The organism is Neoroseomonas eburnea, from assembly GCF_018129005.1.
Lineage (GTDB): Bacteria > Pseudomonadota > Alphaproteobacteria > Acetobacterales > Acetobacteraceae > Neoroseomonas > Neoroseomonas eburnea.
Genome location: NZ_JAAEDL010000004.1, coordinates 62,455 through 78,053 on the forward strand (window position 1 = coordinate 62,455; position 15,599 = coordinate 78,053).

General features: G+C 71.8%; 18 protein-coding genes and 1 tRNA gene. 13 read left to right on the plus strand and 6 right to left on the minus strand.

Annotated features, from left to right (window positions below; translation table 11 throughout):
• Nucleotides 1-120 precede the first annotated feature (120 nt).
• Nucleotides 121-687, minus strand: a complete 567-nt coding sequence (locus GXW74_RS05530; protein ID WP_211845416.1) for a DUF2889 domain-containing protein — start codon at nucleotides 685-687, stop codon at nucleotides 121-123.
• Nucleotides 688-839: 152 nt separating this feature from the next.
• Nucleotides 840-2,552, minus strand: coding sequence for a 3-dehydroquinate synthase (gene aroB, locus GXW74_RS28585; RefSeq protein ID WP_338148146.1), 1,713 nt, complete (start codon nucleotides 2,550-2,552; stop codon nucleotides 840-842).
• Between the two features lie 53 nt (nucleotides 2,553-2,605).
• Between aroB and GXW74_RS05540 the strand changes: the two genes are divergently transcribed.
• The 7 genes from GXW74_RS05540 to GXW74_RS05570 all read left to right on the plus strand — a co-directional run bounded on the left by GXW74_RS05540 (nucleotide 2,606) and on the right by GXW74_RS05570 (nucleotide 9,718).
• Nucleotides 2,606-2,755, plus strand: a complete 150-nt coding sequence (locus GXW74_RS05540) for a hypothetical protein (RefSeq protein ID WP_211845417.1) — start codon at nucleotides 2,606-2,608, stop codon at nucleotides 2,753-2,755.
• A 284-nt stretch (nucleotides 2,756-3,039) separates the two neighbouring features.
• Nucleotides 3,040-4,116, plus strand: coding sequence for an NAD(P)-dependent alcohol dehydrogenase (locus tag GXW74_RS05545; RefSeq protein ID WP_211845419.1), 1,077 nt, complete (start codon nucleotides 3,040-3,042; stop codon nucleotides 4,114-4,116).
• A gap of 451 nt (nucleotides 4,117-4,567) precedes the next feature.
• Nucleotides 4,568-5,041, plus strand: coding sequence for a hypothetical protein (locus GXW74_RS05550; RefSeq protein ID WP_211845421.1), 474 nt, complete (start codon nucleotides 4,568-4,570; stop codon nucleotides 5,039-5,041).
• Nucleotides 5,042-5,137: 96 nt separating this feature from the next.
• Nucleotides 5,138-6,037 carry a tyrosine recombinase gene (locus GXW74_RS05555; RefSeq protein ID WP_211845423.1) on the plus strand — a complete coding sequence of 300 codons (900 nt, stop codon included), beginning with the start codon at nucleotides 5,138-5,140 and terminating at the stop codon, nucleotides 6,035-6,037.
• An 80-nt stretch (nucleotides 6,038-6,117) separates the two neighbouring features.
• The gene (locus tag GXW74_RS05560; protein ID WP_211845425.1) at nucleotides 6,118-7,074 is read left to right on the plus strand and encodes an acetyl-CoA carboxylase carboxyltransferase subunit alpha; all 957 of its coding nucleotides are present in this window, start codon (nucleotides 6,118-6,120) and stop codon (nucleotides 7,072-7,074) included.
• 181 nt (nucleotides 7,075-7,255) lie between these two features.
• Nucleotides 7,256-8,731 carry an MFS transporter gene (locus tag GXW74_RS05565; RefSeq protein ID WP_211845427.1) on the plus strand — a complete coding sequence of 492 codons (1,476 nt, stop codon included), beginning with the start codon at nucleotides 7,256-7,258 and terminating at the stop codon, nucleotides 8,729-8,731.
• Nucleotides 8,732-9,265: 534 nt separating this feature from the next.
• Nucleotides 9,266-9,718 carry a DUF3429 domain-containing protein gene (locus GXW74_RS05570; RefSeq protein WP_211845429.1) on the plus strand — a complete coding sequence of 151 codons (453 nt, stop codon included), beginning with the start codon at nucleotides 9,266-9,268 and terminating at the stop codon, nucleotides 9,716-9,718.
• On the opposite strand, the gene GXW74_RS05575 is transcribed toward GXW74_RS05570, so the two are convergent.
• Together GXW74_RS05575 and GXW74_RS05580 are read right to left on the minus strand one after the other, a co-directional pair.
• Nucleotides 9,705-10,286, minus strand: coding sequence for an HdeD family acid-resistance protein (locus GXW74_RS05575; protein ID WP_211845431.1), 582 nt, complete (start codon nucleotides 10,284-10,286; stop codon nucleotides 9,705-9,707). The two genes, GXW74_RS05570 and GXW74_RS05575, sit on opposite strands and share 14 nt — an antisense overlap.
• Nucleotides 10,287-10,357: 71 nt before the next feature.
• Nucleotides 10,358-10,433, minus strand: a tRNA-Ala gene (locus GXW74_RS05580).
• Between the two features lie 118 nt (nucleotides 10,434-10,551).
• Here GXW74_RS05580 and GXW74_RS05585 point away from each other — a divergent pair.
• The 4 genes from GXW74_RS05585 to GXW74_RS05600 are packed head-to-tail and all read left to right on the plus strand — an operon-like array spanning nucleotide 10,552 to nucleotide 12,252.
• Entirely contained in the window at nucleotides 10,552-10,857 is a 306-nt protein-coding gene (locus GXW74_RS05585) for a YggT family protein (protein ID WP_211845432.1), read from the plus strand.
• Nucleotides 10,854-11,156, plus strand: coding sequence for a DUF167 domain-containing protein (locus GXW74_RS05590; RefSeq protein WP_338148147.1), 303 nt, complete (start codon nucleotides 10,854-10,856; stop codon nucleotides 11,154-11,156). The genes GXW74_RS05585 and GXW74_RS05590 overlap by 4 nt, the downstream gene beginning before the upstream one ends.
• Entirely contained in the window at nucleotides 11,153-12,001 is an 849-nt protein-coding gene (gene folD / locus GXW74_RS05595; RefSeq protein ID WP_211845434.1) for a bifunctional methylenetetrahydrofolate dehydrogenase/methenyltetrahydrofolate cyclohydrolase FolD, read from the plus strand. The genes GXW74_RS05590 and folD overlap by 4 nt, the downstream gene beginning before the upstream one ends.
• Complete coding sequence (locus tag GXW74_RS05600) at nucleotides 11,998-12,252, plus strand: hypothetical protein (RefSeq protein ID WP_211845436.1); 255 nt, start codon at nucleotides 11,998-12,000, stop codon at nucleotides 12,250-12,252. Before folD ends, GXW74_RS05600 begins: the two co-directional genes overlap by 4 nt.
• Before the next feature lie 136 nt (nucleotides 12,253-12,388).
• Here the strand turns inward: GXW74_RS05600 and GXW74_RS05605 are convergent, their stop codons facing one another.
• Nucleotides 12,389-13,024 carry an FMN-binding negative transcriptional regulator gene (locus GXW74_RS05605; RefSeq protein ID WP_211845438.1) on the minus strand — a complete coding sequence of 212 codons (636 nt, stop codon included), beginning with the start codon at nucleotides 13,022-13,024 and terminating at the stop codon, nucleotides 12,389-12,391.
• 81 nt (nucleotides 13,025-13,105) lie between these two features.
• On the opposite strand from GXW74_RS05605, the gene GXW74_RS05610 reads away from it, so the two are divergent.
• Complete coding sequence (locus GXW74_RS05610; RefSeq protein ID WP_211845439.1) at nucleotides 13,106-13,324, plus strand: DUF6494 family protein; 219 nt, start codon at nucleotides 13,106-13,108, stop codon at nucleotides 13,322-13,324.
• A gap of 335 nt (nucleotides 13,325-13,659) precedes the next feature.
• Here GXW74_RS05610 and GXW74_RS05615 read toward each other — a convergent pair whose 3' ends face one another.
• Nucleotides 13,660-14,040, minus strand: a complete 381-nt coding sequence (locus tag GXW74_RS05615) for a Crp/Fnr family transcriptional regulator (protein WP_211845441.1) — start codon at nucleotides 14,038-14,040, stop codon at nucleotides 13,660-13,662.
• A gap of 99 nt (nucleotides 14,041-14,139) precedes the next feature.
• On the opposite strand from GXW74_RS05615, the gene GXW74_RS05620 reads away from it, so the two are divergent.
• Nucleotides 14,140-15,597, plus strand: coding sequence for an amidase (locus tag GXW74_RS05620; RefSeq protein WP_211845443.1), 1,458 nt, complete (start codon nucleotides 14,140-14,142; stop codon nucleotides 15,595-15,597).
• The last annotated feature ends 2 nt before the right edge of the window (nucleotides 15,598-15,599 follow it).

A 15,599-nucleotide genomic window follows, 5' to 3' on the forward strand; every position in this document is an offset into this window, starting at 1 on the left:
CCATCGGGGGAAGACGATCGCGACACCATGGGGGGCGCGGGCGCCGGCAGGCAAGGCTGGCGCAAGCCGCCCGCCCCCCCCCCGCGCGACGAAGGCCGAAACCGGCGGCCTCGATGTGCCCTATTCGGCGGCCTCGGCCGCAAGCCAGGGCCAACGCATCTTCACCACCGGGCTGGACGGTTCGTAGGCGAGGCAGGTCCCGATGATCTTCGGGCGTTCCCGCTTGCCGCCGGCGGCTTCCTTCGCGAGTTCCTTCTGCCGGCGCACCGGGTAGAGCGTCTGGTAGGCGACGGTCGCCATCTGGGCCAGCATTTCCCGCAGGTGGGTGCAGCCAAGCACGCCACCCACGCGTTCCTGCACCGCGCGGTTGAAGCCGGGCCCGATCTTCAGCCCGGCGAGCCGCGCGAAGTTCGGCGCCGCCTGCGGGCAGACGGAATAGGGCGTGTGGTCGGAGGCTGCTTCGCAGGCATGGATCAGCAGATCCTCATCCACCGTCAGCCGGATCCACATGCCGTGCAGCGGGGTGTCGGGCGCCATCCAGCCGCGCCCTTCCTGTTCAAAGCCGTAGGATTTCGTGTCGAGCAGATGCGCCTCGATGTCGTAGAGCCCATCCGCGCGCCGGTAGCCGTGCATGTCGATCTGCCGGCGGTGCATCGGTTCGCGGTCTATGGGGGCGGAAAGCGGCATGGCGGTCCCGGTCCTGAAGCGCGTGCCTTCCCGGTAACGCAGCCCTGCCCCGATGGCCAGACGTCCCGCCGCAGCCCTGCCACCTGTTCCGGGCGGGGTCCGGGGTCTGCCGCGGACCCCTGCGGAGCGCGAGGCGGAGCCTCGCATCCCGTTCAGCCCAGGGCGCCCTCGTCCCGCAGCAGCGCGGTGACCGCTTCGGCCGGCACGTCGGAACTGGTGAAGCAATCCCCCGCTCCGCGCATCAGCACGAACCGCATCCTTCCGTCGCGGTTCTTCTTGTCCTTGGACATGCGCCCCATCAGCGCCTCGATGGTGAAACGCCGCGGCAGGTCGGCGATCCGTGCCGGCAGCCCGACGGTCGTGAGATGCGCGATGACCCGCGATGGCCATTCCTGGCTGCAATGCCCGAGCCTGGCCGAGAGCGAGGCCGCGAGCCCGAGCCCGATCGCCACGGCTTCCCCATGCAGCACGGTGCCGTCGAAGCGGGCCTCGGCTTCCACCGCGTGCCCGAAGGTGTGGCCGAGGTTGAGCAGGGCGCGGCCGCCTTCGGCGCTTTCCTCCCGCTCATCCGCGGCGACGACGCTGGCCTTGAGCCGGCAGGATTCCAGCACGGCATGGGTCAGCGCGCCGGTTTCCCCGGCGACGGCGGCGGCGCCGTGCGTCTCGCACCAATCCCACAGCGGGCCATGCAGCAGCCCGTGCTTCGCCACCTCGGCGTAGCCGGCGCGCAGTTCCCGCAGCGGCAGGGTCGCCAGCGTATCGGTGTCGGCGAGGACGATGCGCGGCTGGTGGAATGCGCCGGCCAGGTTCTTGCCGGCCTTGAGGTTCACGCCGGTCTTGCCGCCGACGCTGGAATCGACCTGCGCGAGCAGCGTCGTCGGCACCTGCACGAAGGGCAGGCCGCGCATGGCGACGGCGGCGGCGAATCCCGCCAGGTCGCCGACCACGCCACCGCCCAGGGCAACGACCGCGGTGCGCCGGTCCACACCGGCGCCGAGCATGCCCTCCAGCACCTCCTGCAGGCGAGAGAAATCCTTGCTGGCCTCCCCTGGCGGGACGGCGATCTCGGCCAGGATGGCGATGCCGGCCGCCTCCAGCCCCGCGCGCAGCGCCGGCAGATGGAGCGGCGCTACCGCCGAATCGGTGACGACGACGACGCGGCGCGCCGGCAGCACCGGCCCGATCAGCCCGCCCGCGCGCGCGAGCAGTCCGGGGCCGACCACCACGTCGTAGGTGCGTTCGCCCAGCCCGACCGGCAGGCGACGCGGTGGCACGGTGGCGGCGAGCGTGTCCTGCACGCGGTGCGTGGTGACCTCGGGGCTCTCATCGGTGCAGGTCACGATCACGTCGGCCTCGGCATAGAAAGGGTGGCGCGCGGCCATCAGGCGCTGCAGCACCTCGGCCGGGTCGGCATTGAGGAACATCGGCCGGTGCTCCCGGCCGGCGACGCGCCGCAGCAGCGTCGGCAGGGAACAGCGCAGCCAGAGGGTGACGGCACCGCTCGCCTTGATGGCGGCGCGCGTCGCGGAATCGGCAAAGGCACCGCCGCCGGTCGCGAGGACCAAGGGCGGACCGGCCAGCAGCCGGGTGATGACGCGGCGTTCGCCGTCGCGGAAATGGGGCTCCCCGTAGCGGGCGAAGATTTCCGTGATGGGCATGCCGGCGGCAATCTCGATCTCGGCATCCGCATCGCGGAAGGGCAGGCCGAGACGGGCCGCCAGGCGCTTGCCGATCGCCGTCTTGCCGGCACCGGGCATGCCGACCAGCACGATGCTGCGCGCCGCCGCGTCGGGGGGCGACGGTTCGGCCGGTGCGGAGGGAAGGTCGTCTTCGTCGGGAAGATCGAGGGCGGAGTTGCGCGACACGGGGTCGAAGGCTAGCACAGAACCGCTGGTCCGTGAGGGAGCCGCCACGTCTGATGTCTCGCAGCCCGTTCCTGCTGCTCCTGTTGCTGGTCCTTGGCGCGCTCGCCGTGGGGTTGCTGGCGATCGGCGCCTTTCCGCCGGCCGTCACGCCCGAGCCGGTCGAGCGTACCTTGCCGAACGAACGGTTCCAGACGGGGCGGTGACGGCGTGGATCGAGGAGGCGGCGCCCCCTCGAACTCCCCCCCGCAGGGGACACGGTCCCCTGCCCCCCGCGGTGACTCAAAGTGATGGTTTCCAAAGGCCTTAAGCCTTTGGCGGGGTGAGTTTGAGAGGGGCAGAGCCCCTCTCAAGGCGTTCGCGCCGCGTCCCCGGGCATGGAAGCCGTCGTCCGGCGCGGAATCGTCATCTCCGCCTTGATGCGCCGCAAGCCGGCCCGGCGGGCCGGGCGATAGCCTCCGCGCGCCAACAGAACGGAGGGGCCAGGACCATGGCGCAGGTGATGAAGGCCGCGGTGTTCGTCGAACCGGGCAGGATCCAGCTGCAGGAGAAGAAGGTGCCGGAGGTGGGCCCGAACGACGCCCTGCTGCGCGTCACCACCACCACGATCTGCGGCACGGATGTCCATATCCTCAAGGGCGAATACCCGGTCGAGCGCGGCCTGACGATCGGCCATGAACCCGTCGGGGTGATCGAGCGCCTGGGTTCCGGCGTGAAGGGCTACCGGGAGGGCCAGCGCGCCATCGCCGGTGCCATCACGCCCTCCGGCTGGTCGAATGCCTGCCTGTGCGGCAAGTGCAGCCAGGACGGCGCCGGATCAAAGCATGGCTGGCGGCCGATGGGCGGCTGGCGCTTCGGCAACACGATCGACGGCTGCCAGGCGGAATACGTGCTGGTGCCGGACGCCATGGCCAACCTTGCCCCGGTGCCGGACAACCTCACGGACGAGCAGGTGCTGATGTGCCCCGACATCATGTCCACCGGCTTCTCGGGCGCCGAGAGCGGGGAGGTGCGCATCGGCGACACTGTCGCGGTCTTCGCCCAGGGGCCGATCGGCCTCTGCGCCACGGCCGGGGCGAAGCTGATGGGTGCGACCACGCTGATCGCGGTGGATCGCGTGCCGGAACGTCTCGCCATCGCGCAGAAGCTCGGTGCGACGCATGTGGTGGATTTCTCGAAGGTGAACCCGGTCGAGGAGATCATGCGCATCACCGACGGGCGCGGCTGCGACGTTTCGGTGGAAGCGCTCGGCACCCAGGCGACCTTCGAATCGGCGCTGCGGGTGCTGCGGCCGGGCGGGACGCTGTCGTCCCTCGGCGTCTATTCGACCGACCTGAAGATCCCCTACGACGCTTTCGCGGCGGGGCTGGGTGATCACAAGATCGTCACGACGCTCTGCCCTGGGGGCAAGGAGCGCATGCGGCGGCTGATGGAGGTGATCTCCTCCGGCCGCGCCGACCTGCGCGCCATGGTCACGCACCGCTTCAAGCTGGACCAGATCGAGGAAGCCTATGACCTGTTCAGCCACCAGCGCGACGGCGTGCTGAAGGTGGCGCTCACGCCGTGACGGGATGCGAGGGGGCGCCGCCCGCGCGGCGGGCGCTGCCATCTCGCCAAGAGAGGCGGCTCGTCGGCCCCGTGCCGATCATGTGCGCCTTCAGGCGTCGCCACGCGATACGAATGCAGTCGAGTTCGGGGACGCCTTTCTACAGACGGGCTTTTTCTTACTCGCTGGTGGCCGGTAACGTGCCCGGTGGCAGGGGGCGGGCCGGATGACGGTCCCGTACACGGCGATGGTTCGACCACGACCCGGGCGAAGACAGGCGTTGCTCGGCGCGTGTGCCATCGGAAGCGCGACTTTCGGCCGTCATGTGCCCGGCACCGCGCAGGCACAACTCATGTTCCCCGCGACGCCACCTAGCCAGTGGATAACTGACGGGGTTCGCTTTGTCGCAATCGGACCTCACCTGCGTGTGCAAGACCGGGTAAGTGGAGGGTGGCGGGGGCTAAGGGCCCCGATGATGAGCGGCGACCCTGAGCAGGCCGCCACCGATAGCCTGCTTCCAAACGACCTGGATGAGCGACCTTCGCGGCTCGGCGCGCAAGTCAACGCCGCCGTCGATCGTCTGCTCGGCGAGCCGCAGCACGGCCGCCGCGGAACAAGACCAATGCCTGTCAGGCTCGGCAGTAGGCTGGCCGACAGACCCATGACGCGCGAGGAACTGGACAACAACGTGCTGGCCGTTGGCATCCAGTTCCACATCCGCGATCTGGGCGAGGACCTGATCTTCCCGCCGCCCGGACGTGTGGCGAGCGTGATGCTGACGGAAATCCTTCTCTATCGGCGACCGGGCCTACGGCCAGCCGAATGGTATGTTGGCCCACGCCTCACTGTGCACACGGTGGTGCGGTCGCACGCCACCGAGTGGCTGATGGGGGAGCTCGATGCCGCGGTGACCCGCGTACTGGACCCTTTCACCTTCGAGTCCTGAGCACGGGGCTCCGGAAGCCCGGAGTTCCCGGCGCTACGGTTCCGCGGCCCCCGTGATGGGATTGCCCGGCGCGGCGATTCGCCCCCAGCTTCCGGCATGTCCGGCGCCCACTACGTCGAGTCCTTCCTGGAGATGCTGGCGGCCGAGCGCGGCGCCGCCCGCAACACGCTGGCGGCGTACCGGGCGGATCTCGACGATTTCGCCGGATTCGCAGTTCGACGCGGCTTCGCCGTGCACGCCGCCGATGCCGGGGCGCTGCGCGCCTGGGTCGCCGGCCTGGCCGCGGCCGGATTCGCCGCCCGCACACAGGCAAGGCGCCTGTCCGCCATACGCCAGTTCCACCGCTTCCTGGCGCGGGAGGGCATCCGCCCCGACGACCCGACCGAGTTGCTGGAAAGCCCGCGCCTGCCGGCGAGCCTGCCCAAGGCGCTCTCGGAAGCCGAGGTCGAAGCGCTGATCGCCGCCGCCGCCAGCCTGCCCGGCCGCAAGGGGGTGATCGCGGCGGCGGCGGTGGAGCTTCTCTACTGTTCCGGCCTGCGTGCCAGCGAGCTGGTCAGCCTGCCGGCCGGCGCGCTGCGCGCCGAGGAGGGCCTGGTGGCCGTGCGCGGCAAGGGCGGGAAGGAACGGCTCGTCCCGGTTTCGTCCCGCGCCCGGGAGCTGGCGCTGGCCGCGCGAGCCGAGGCGGCGGAGAAGGCCGGGCCGCGCGGGGCGCGCTGGCTGTTCCCCTCCCGCGCCGCCTCGGGGCATCTGACGCGGCAGTCCCTCGCCCTGCTGCTAAAGGAGGCGGCCCTTGTGGCCGGGCTCGATCCCGACCGCGTCAGCCCGCATGTGCTGCGGCATTCCTTCGCCTCCCACCTGCTCGCACGGGGGGCGGATCTGCGCAGCCTGCAGGTCCTGCTGGGCCATGCGGACATCGCGACGACCCAGATCTACACCAAGGTCCTGGAGGGGCGGCTCAAGGCCCTGGTGGAGGCGCACCATCCGCTGGCGCAATGATGGCGTGGCGACGCATCGCGCCGGGCCTGTGCGGCAGGGGGGTCGCGCCCCGCCCCGAATTCGGCTAACCCCCGGGCCCCATGCGCCACTTCCTGGACTTCGAGAAGCCGATCGCCGAGCTGGAAGGCAAGATCGAGGAGCTGCGTCGGACCACCGACGCCGGCGGGATCGATGTTGCCGACGAGGTCGGCAAGCTGCGCGACAAGGCGCAGGCCCTGCTCAGATCGACCTACGCCAAGCTTACGCCCTGGCAGAAGGCGCAGGTGGCCCGCCACCCGGACCGCCCGCACGCCAACGACTACATCACCGCGCTGATCGAGGATTTCACCCCGCTCGCCGGGGACCGCGCCTATGCGGACGACCTGGCGGTGGTGGGCGGCATGGGCCGCTTCCGCGGCCGGGCGGTGGTGGTGCTCGGCACCGAGCGCGGCAACGACACCGAAAGCCGCGTGAAGCACAATTTCGGCATGGCGCGGCCCGAAGGCTACCGCAAGGCGAAACGCCTGATGGAACTCGCCGGCCGCTTCGGCCTGCCGATCCTCTCCTTCGTGGACACGGCCGGCGCCTTCCCGGGCATCGAGGCCGAGGCGCGCGGCCAGGCCGAAGCCATCGCGCGGTCGATCGAGGCCGGGCTGGAAGCGCCCGTCCCCTTCATCGCGACCATTATCGGGGAAGGCGGTTCGGGCGGCGCCATCGCGCTCGCCGCGGCCGACCGTATCGTGATGCTGGAGCACGCGATCTATTCGGTGATCTCGCCGGAGGGCTGCGCCTCGATCCTGTGGCGCGACGCGGCGCAGGCCTCGACGGCGGCCGAGGCGCTGAAGCTGACGGCCGACGATCTGCGCCGGCTCAACCTGGTCGATGCGGTGGTGGCGGAACCGCTGGGCGGCGCGCATCGCGACCCGGAGGGGACCATCGCCGCCCTCGGCGACCGCATCGCGGAGCTGCTGGCGCCGCTGGTCGAACTCGACGGCGCGACGCTGCGCGCGCGGCGGCGGGAGAAGTTCCTGGAGATGGGGCGCAGCGGGGTGATCTGACGCGCCGGGGGAGACGCCGTCTCCCCCGGACCCCCTCTGCCGAGAGCCGAAAGGCCCTCGGAACCCATGGTTTCCAAAGGCCTTTCGGCCTTTGGCGGGAGGGGGCCGGGGAGGGCGGCGCCCTCCCCGAAGCGAGTGAGGGGTCCGGGCAGGTCTGCGCCCACCCCGCACGGGAGGCAGCGTGACCGAGGAACCCGCCGCCGAGATGCGTGCCCGCTTCCTGCGGGCCTTCCCCGGCATCGCGCTGACCATCTTCCTCTCCGCGGTCGACCAGACCATCGTCGCCACCGCGCTGCCCGCCATCGCCGCCGACATGGGCGGGATCGAGCGCGTCTCCTGGATCCTCGTCGCCTACCTGGTGGCCGCGACCTGCGCCGCGCCGGTCTTCGGCCAGCTCGGCGACGCCTTCGGGCGCAAGCGGCTGCTCGCGGTCGCGCTGGCGATCTTCGCCGCCGGCTGCCTGGGCTGCGTGCTGGCGCCGAGCCTGCCGGTGCTGGTTGCCGCGCGCATGGTGCAGGGCTTCGGCGGCGGCGCGTTGCTGACGCTCGCGCAGGCGCTGATCGGGGAGGTCCTGTCGCCGCGCGAACGCGGCCGCTACCAGGCCTGGATCGCGGGATCCTTCGCCTTCGCCTCGGCCTTCGGGCCGGTGGCGGGCGGCTACATGACGCAGGTCTTCGGCTGGCGGTCCGTCTTCGTGATGCTGCTGCCGCTGGCCTTGCTCTGTGCGGTGCTGGCGCGCCGCGTGCCGCGGGTGCCGCCGGCACGCCGCGGGGCGCGGCTGCATTTCGACTGGGCGGGGCTCGCGCTCTTCGTGGTGGCGGTGGCTGCGGCGCTGGTGGCGCTCGACCGCGCGCGGCGGCTCGATCCGACGCTGCTGCCGCTGGTGCTCGGGCTCGCGGTACTGGCCCTCGTCGCGACGCTGCTGCTGCTGCGCGCCGAGCGGGCGGCGCGCGACCCGCTGCTGCCGCTCGCCATGTTCGCCGAGCCTTCGATCTGGCGGTCCTACCTGCTGTCCTCGCTGGTCGTCGGGGCGCAGGTGGGCATGATCTCCTTCCTGCCGGTCTGGCTGCAGACGGTGCGCGGCCTGGCGCCGGGGCCTTCCGGGCTGATGCTGCTGGCGATGTCGCTCGGCGGGGCCTCAGGCGCGCTGTTCTCGGGGCGGATGGTGGCGCGGACCGGGCATGCGATGCGCTGGCCGGCGGTCTTCCTGCCGCTGGGCAGCGTGATCTGGTGCGCGATCGCGCTGACGGCACCCGGATTGCCGCTCGCAGTCTTCGTGCCGCTGCTGGCGATGGCTGCCTTCTGTTCCGGTACCTCCTTTCCGGTGGTTCAGGTGACGGTGCAGGCGGCGGCGGGGCGGGAGAGGCTGGGCGCGGCTTCGGCCGGCGTCGCCTTCTCCCGCAATCTGGGCGCCGCGGCGGGCACGGCGCTGGTGGCGGCGGTGGTTTTCGCGGCGGTCGGCCTGGTCGGCGCGGGGCCCGCCTTCCAGCGGCTCGTGGCTGAGGGGCCGGGCTTCCTGGCCGTGCTGGGGCCCGACGCGGCCATGGCGCTGCGTGCGGAACTGGCGGAGGCGTTTCGCGCGCTGTTCGTGACCGCCGCGGTGCTCACGGCCGCCGGCGGGGTGCTGGCGTGGCAGGTGCCGCTGCGCCGGTTCTGATGCTGGATCCGCGAAGGCCGTTCCTTCCTGCTGCCGGCATCTGCGCGTGCCATGCGCGCGTCTCCGCCGCCCCGCGCGCCATGGGCGAGACCCTGCTCGAGCGGTCGTGAGGCGCGCTACGCATGGACGACGCGGGTGCCCGGCACCGGGCGCGCGGGGTCGCCCCTCCGGCGCCGCGCTGCGCGGTGGCCTGCCGAGGGTGAAGCCTTCGTGGATGCGGCACCCTTATACCGGCGGCACGAGTTCTCGACGCGTGCCCAGGCCGCGAACGCGGCCCGCCGGTGGTCCGGCGAAGCCAAGCAAACCGCAGGTTTGCGCCCGGCGCGTGATACGAGCGGCACGAGTTCTTGCCTCGTGCCGAGGCCGCGAAAGCGGCCCGCCGGCAGTCCGGCGAAGCCAAGCAAACCGGAGGTTTGCGCCCGGCGTCTGAGGGCATGAAAGGGCGGGTACCAGCGGCCGCGAGTAGCGGCCGTTGGTATCAGAAGGCTTGGCACGGCAGCCCCCATTCCGAATGGTGACGGGACAGGAGGCTCCATGACCGATTCGCCCGCCCCGCGCGCCGCCAAGTTGCTCGGCTTCGCCGGGCTGGTCCCGAGCCTCACCATGGTTGCCGCGCTGGTGCTGCTGCCGGGCTACCGCGATGCCGCCGCGGTGATGGGCGTCGCCTATGGCGCGCTGATCGCGAGCTTCGTCGGCGGCGCCTGGTGGGGGCTGGTCTCGGCGCGGGCCGAGCCGACGGCGCAGCCGCGCATGCTGGTGCGGTCCGTCGTGCCGGCGCTGCTGGCCTGGCTCGCGCTGCTCGTCCCGCCGGCCTCGGGGTGTCTGCTGCTGGCGGCGATCTTCGCGAGCCTGCCGCCGATGGACCGGGATCTGTGCCGGCAGGGCGTGGCGCCGGCCTGGTGGTTCGGGCTGCGCCGGCCGCTGTCACTCGCCATGGCCGGGCTGCATGCGGCCGCGGCGGCGATCCTGGTGTTCAGCGCGGCGTAGCCGCCCCCTCCGTGCTGAGGCGCTTCAGACGGAAGCCAAGCGCCACCAGGATCACCCCCATCGCGACCGCCTCCAGCGCGACCAGCCAGACCAGGGCGATCAGCCCGGGCCCGGGGCGCGCCAGCAGCCAGGCGCCGAACAGCACCGTGACGGCGCCCAGCAGGCCGAGCAGCACGTCCGCGGCCCGGAAGGCGAGTACCAGCCGCGCCACGCCCACGGCGACGCCCCAGAAGCCGGCGATCAGCACCAGCATCACGGCCGAGAGGCCGGGCATGAACAGCAGGATCGCCGCCGCGGCGAGGGAGAGCAGCCCGTCGATCCATGTCCAGACGCCGTGCTCACCCTTGCCGGCGACAGCGACCCAGATGGTCGCCACCCCTTCCACCGCCAGCCAGGCGGCGAGGAAGGCGAGCAGCGTGACCAGGCCGAGGCCCGGGAAGACGAAGGCGAGCACGCCGAAGAGGATCGCCGCCGCGCCGCGCAGCACGAAGGCCCACCAGTGCCGTGCCATGCCGCGCAGGATCAGGACCTTCGCGTGGCCGGGCAGGCCGTGCGGCGATTCGGTCATGGCAGGACACTCCCCGAGATGCGCGGGGGAGCCTAGGCGAGGGCAGGTCGGCGGGGAAGCGTCGCGGGCGGTGGTGGAGCTGAGGGGAATCGAACCCCTGACCTCCTCATTGCGAACGAGGCGCTCTCCCAACTGAGCTACAGCCCCGACCCGCGCGAGGCGCGCTGAGTGCCCCACCCCGCGGGGGAAGTCAACCCGCCTTGCGCGCCCGCCTTGCCGGGCGAGGGGGCCGCCACTAGGTTGCGCCCGCTTTGCAGGAGGGCCCATGCGCGCGCTGTTCTGGCTGCTGGATACGGCGATCAGCCTCTATGTCTGGGCGCTGATCATCTCCGCCGTGCTGTCGCTGCTGCTCGCCTTCAACATCCTCGACACGCGCAACCGCTTCGTCTGGACGGTGGCGGATTTCTTCTACCGCGTGACCGAGCCCGTGCTGCGGCCGATTCGCCGGCGGCTGCCGAATTTCGGCGGCGTCGACCTCTCGCCGCTGGTGGTGATCCTGCTGCTGCAGGCGGCGCGCATCCTGCTCGCGGAAATCCAGGTCGGGCTGCTGCGCAACGGCATCGGCTGGTGAGCTTCTGGCGGGCCGAATCCGACGCCGTGCTGGTCCGCGTGAAGGTGCAGCCCAAGGCACGGCGGCGGGGCCTCGGTGGCGTGAAGCCGGCGGCGGATGGCCCGCGACTCGCCATTGCGGTCGCCGAGGCGCCGGAAGACGGTCGCGCCACCCGCGCCGCCTGCGAGGCGCTGGCTGGGGCACTTGGCGTCGCGCCGTCCTCCGTCGCGCTGGTGCAGGGCGCGGCGTCCCGGGAAAAGACCCTTCGCGTGGCCGGCGATCCGGCCGTTCTCGTTCCGAAACTGGAGGCGCTGGCATGAGCGCACGCATCCTCGACGGCAAGGCGATCGCCGCGCGCATCCGCGCCCGGCTCGCCGAGCGTGTCGCCACCCTGTCCTTCCGCCCGGGCCTGCGCGTCGTGCGGGTGGGGGAGGACCCGGCCTCCGGCGTCTATGTCCGCAACAAGGACAAGGCGGCGACCGCGGCCGGCTTCGACAGCGCCACCATCCACCTGCCCGCCGAAACCTCCGAGGCCGAGTTGCTGGCAACCATCGCGCGGTTGAACGCCGACCCGGCGGTGGACGGCATCCTGGTGCAGCTTCCCCTGCCGCCGCAGATCCGTACCGAGGCCGCCATCGCCGCCGTCGACCCGGCCAAGGACGTGGATGGCTTCCACCCGCTGAACGCCGGGCGCCTCGCCGCCGGCCAGCCGGGCCTGGTCCCCTGTACGCCACGCGGCGTCATGCACATCCTGGCGGAATCGGGCGTAGCGCTGCGCGGGGCACGGGCGGTGGTGCTCGGCCGCTCGCAGATCGTCGGGCGGCCGATGGCGCAGCTTCTGCTCGGCGCCGACTGCACCGTGACCATCGCCCATTCGCGCACGAAGGACCTCGCCGCCGAATGCCGCCGCGCGGAGGTGCTGGTCGCCGCCGTCGGCCGGCCCGGAATGGTCCGCGGGGACTGGATCGCGCCCGGCGCCGTGGTGATCGATGTCGGCATCAATCGCCTGCCGGACGGGCGCCTGGTCGGTGACGTCGCCTTCGCCGAGGCCGCCGCCGTCGCCGGCGCCATCACCCCCGTGCCGGGCGGCGTCGGGCCGATGACCATCGCCTGCCTGCTCGAGAACACGCTGGATGCGGCGCTGGCGCGCCGTGGCGCCGGATGAGCTGGCTCTACCGCTTCCTGCAGGTCTTCGGCGTGGCAGCGCTGCTGGCCTGCCTCCACCTCGCCTGGGGTGCGACGCCCTGGGGCGGGGCGGAATGGAGCCGCGCGCGGCTGCTCTATGCCGGGACCGGGATGGTGTCCGCGCTCACCCTGATCGCGATCGGGGCGCTCGGTGTGGCGGCGCGGGAGGCCCGCCAGCGGCTCGCCCGCATCGAGGCGATGCTCGAGGAACTGCGCGCGCCGCGCGGCTGATACCGGTGGCGCCGTGCTCCGCCGGTATCGCGCGCGGGGTTGGTGGGGCCGCCACGCGCCGGATCGAGAGCATATGGGGGGCGACCTTGCCCCATGGGTCAATCCTCGCCGCCGCCCGCACGGGACGGCGCCCCGGTCAGGCGCCCCGCATCGCCGCGGCCGCCTCGCGGTCCCGGGCATCCTCGCTCGCGGACAGGCCTGCGATGACGCCGTCGCGGTCGGCCTCGCTGCGGTTCTGGCTGAGCTTGCGCTTGCCGATCAGTGTCTCGATGCGCAGCGCGATCCCGACGATGCCCTTCAACTGGCCGGCCACGAAGGGCTCCGGCGCGTCGTTGACGGCCCAGGGATCCGCCCGCCCTGCCTCGCGCTGGTCGGTCAGGCGGGAGACGATCGCGTGCAGCCGTGCGGCGTCCTCGATGACCTCGACCGGGCCGATGGCATGCACGGCGACGTAGTTCCAGGTCGGCACCACCCGCCCATGCTCCTGCTTCGAGGCATAGAGGGAGGGCGACACATAGGCCTCCGGCCCGGTGAAGACGGCGCGCGCGCTGCCCCCGCCGGCGAGGCTCCGCCAATGCGGGTTGGCCTTGGCGACGTGGCCGTAGAGCGTGCCCTGCGGGCCGTCCGCTTCGTCCAGCACCAGCGGCAGGTGCGTCGCCTCCGGCACCCCGCCATCCGCCGCCGCGCTGACCAGCAGCGCCAGGCGCGCCGCGCGCATGATCTCCCGCAGGATCTCGGGGCGGTCCTCCCGGAAGTGCGGCGGGTTGTACATGGCGCGATGCTCCTTTCGGGTGCAGGCTAGCCGCCCGCGCGACCGTTGCGGAAGCGTCGCGCCCGGCACGGGAGGCATGCGATGGACGAGGACCGCTTCAACATGGAACTGCGGAAATTCCTCAAGCACGTGGGCGTCACCTCCCAGCGCGAGATCGAGCGCGTCGTGCGGGAGCACGCGGGCGCAACGGCGCGCGAGGGCGCCGGCCGCACCAGGATGCTGCGCGTGAAGATGGCGCTCACCTCGCCCGATGCGCCTGGGCTGAACCACGTGGTCGAAGCGGAGATCCCGCTCGAGTGACGTGCCGGCGGGCGGTGCTACGGCGAAGGCGCCGGCTGACGTGGCCGCAGGCGGCGCCGCATGCCCGCCCGGCAGAGGTTTCACCACTTGCCCGCAGGTATCGCGCAAGCGGGGGGGCAGCCGCGCACGAAGCCGGTCTGCCGATGCCGGCCTCACGAAGGCAATTGTACCAGCGGCACGAGTCAATGACTCGTGCCGAGGCCGCGAATGCGGCCCGCCGGCAGTCCGGCGAAGCCAAGCAAACCGAAGGTTTGCGCCCGGCGTCTGAGGGCAGGAAAGGGCGGCTACCAGCGGTCGCGAATGGCGGCCGTTGGTATTGCCCTGCGGAGGACCCGTCAAAGCGCGGCGTTGGTCGCGCGCAGGCGCTGGGCGAGTTCGTCCATCACGTACCAGACGAAATGCGGCACCTCCTCCACCGCGTAGCGGAAGGTGCGCGCATCCAGCACCGCGAGCTCGACATCGGTCACCGCGACCGCATCGGCGCTGCGGGTGCGGCCGTCGATGAGCGAGACGATGCCCAGCGCGTCGCCGGGCTGGATGGATTCGATGCTGCGGCCATGGCTTGCAATCTCCACGATCCCGCGCAGCACGACATACATGTCCCGCGCCGGATCCCCTTCGCGGAAGATCGCATCGCCCGCCCGGTAGGACATCACGGTGCCGAGCGAGCTGGCGATCCGGACGATGTCGAGATCGGCGATGTTGGTGACCGACATGCGGGCATCCTCCTGCGCCAGGAAATCGGCATGGAGTCTAACGGAATTGTTGACACGAATGTGTAATTTTCGACACGGGACGCGATCGGGGTGCCGACAATGACCGACCTTTCGCTCATCCGGCTCACCGCGACGGAGGCGGTGGCGCGGCTGCGCGCCGGGGAGATCACGCCGCTCGACCTCATCGACGCCGCCGCGGCGCGCATCGCGGCGGTCGAGCCGGCGGTGAACGCGCTGCCGACGCTCTGCCTCGACCGCGCGCGCGACCACGCGAAGGCTCTGATGAACGGCCGGCGGCGGGAGGCCGAAGGCGAAGCGGGATGGCTCGCCGGCCTGCCGGTCGCGATCAAGGACCTGACGGAGGTCGCCGGTGTGCGCACGACCTTCGGCAGCCCGATCTTCGCGGACTACGTCCCCGAGCGCAGCCACCCCATCGTCGAGCGCATCGAGCGCCGCGGTGGCATCGTCGTCGCGAAATCCAACACACCCGAGTTCGGCGCCGGCGGTTCGACCTTCAACGAGGTTTTCGGCCGCACCCGCAACCCGTGGAACACCGCGCTGACCTGCGGTGGCTCGACCGGTGGCGGCGCGGTGGCGCTGGCGACGGGGGAGGTTTGGCTGGCGCATGGCTCCGACCATGGCGGATCGCTGCGGCGCCCGGCGACCTATTGCTCCGTTGTCGGGCTGCGCCCCTCGCCTGGCCGCGTGACGCGAGGGGCGCAGGAGGATCTGTGGTCGCCGCTCTCCGTGCAGGGGCCGATGGCGCGCAACATCCGGGACCTGTCGCTGTTCCTCGACAGCATGGCGGGATGGGACCTCGACGACCCGCTGACCTATGACCCGCCGGCACGGTCCTACGCCGATGCTGTCACTGCCGCCGAGCGCGAGAAGCCTCTGCGCATCGCCTTCACCGCCGATTTCGGCGGCGCCATGGCGATGGACCGCGAGACGGCGGCGATCTGCGCGAGGGAAGTCCGCCGCTTCGAGCGCCTCGGCATCGTCATCGAGGAGGCGTTCCCCGACCTCGGAGACCTGATGGAGGCCTTCCTGGTGTTGCGCAGCCAGCATTTCGTGGTGGATCGGGAGGAATTGCTCGCGACGCGGCGCGACAGGCTCAAGCCCGACATCATCTGGCAGACCGAGCGCGGCCTGTCCGAGACGCCCTCTCGCCTCGCCTGGGCGGAGCACGAGCGCGCACGCTTCTTCCGCGCGATGCGCGACATCTTCCGCCGTTGCGACGTGCTGGTGACGCCGGGCGCTTCCACCCCCGCCTTCGACGTGATGTTGCGCGCGCCGGAGAAGATCGCGGGCAGGACGCTCGAGAACTACATGGGCGGGTCGCTGATCAACGCCTTCGCGACGCTTGCCGGCTGCCCTGCCGTCGCGGTTCCCTGCGGCTTCGACCAATACGGGCGTCCTGTCGGGCTGCAGGTCGTCGCGCCGCCGCGGCAGGATGCGCGCGCGTTGCAGGTGGCGGCGCTGTTCGAGATGATGACGGGCCTCGACCGGCAACTGCCGATCGACCCGCGGCCGGGCAGCGTGCCGCCCTATGAGTAGAA

Bases quoted from the DNA above. Each gene is read 5' to 3' on its own strand.
- GXW74_RS05610 (WP_211845439.1), top strand. From the start codon at position 13,106: ATGGACGAGGACCGCTTCAACATGGAACTGCGGAAATTCCTCAAGCAC.
- GXW74_RS05620 (WP_211845443.1), top strand. From the start codon at position 14,140: ATGACCGACCTTTCGCTCATCCGGCTCACCGCGACGGAGGCGGTGGCG.
- GXW74_RS05540 (WP_211845417.1), top strand. From the start codon at position 2,606: ATGTCTCGCAGCCCGTTCCTGCTGCTCCTGTTGCTGGTCCTTGGCGCG.
- GXW74_RS05600 (WP_211845436.1), top strand. From the start codon at position 11,998: ATGAGCTGGCTCTACCGCTTCCTGCAGGTCTTCGGCGTGGCAGCGCTG.
- GXW74_RS05560 (WP_211845425.1), top strand. From the start codon at position 6,118: ATGCGCCACTTCCTGGACTTCGAGAAGCCGATCGCCGAGCTGGAAGGC.
- GXW74_RS05605 (WP_211845438.1), bottom strand. From the start codon at position 13,024: ATGTACAACCCGCCGCACTTCCGGGAGGACCGCCCCGAGATCCTGCGG.
- GXW74_RS05555 (WP_211845423.1), top strand. From the start codon at position 5,138: ATGTCCGGCGCCCACTACGTCGAGTCCTTCCTGGAGATGCTGGCGGCC.
- GXW74_RS05615 (WP_211845441.1), bottom strand. From the start codon at position 14,040: ATGTCGGTCACCAACATCGCCGATCTCGACATCGTCCGGATCGCCAGC.
- GXW74_RS05550 (WP_211845421.1), top strand. From the start codon at position 4,568: ATGATGAGCGGCGACCCTGAGCAGGCCGCCACCGATAGCCTGCTTCCA.
- GXW74_RS05585 (WP_211845432.1), top strand. From the start codon at position 10,552: ATGCGCGCGCTGTTCTGGCTGCTGGATACGGCGATCAGCCTCTATGTC.
- GXW74_RS05545 (WP_211845419.1), top strand. From the start codon at position 3,040: ATGGCGCAGGTGATGAAGGCCGCGGTGTTCGTCGAACCGGGCAGGATC.
- GXW74_RS05530 (WP_211845416.1), bottom strand. From the start codon at position 687: ATGCCGCTTTCCGCCCCCATAGACCGCGAACCGATGCACCGCCGGCAG.
- folD (WP_211845434.1), top strand. From the start codon at position 11,153: ATGAGCGCACGCATCCTCGACGGCAAGGCGATCGCCGCGCGCATCCGC.
- GXW74_RS05575 (WP_211845431.1), bottom strand. From the start codon at position 10,286: ATGACCGAATCGCCGCACGGCCTGCCCGGCCACGCGAAGGTCCTGATC.
- GXW74_RS05570 (WP_211845429.1), top strand. From the start codon at position 9,266: ATGACCGATTCGCCCGCCCCGCGCGCCGCCAAGTTGCTCGGCTTCGCC.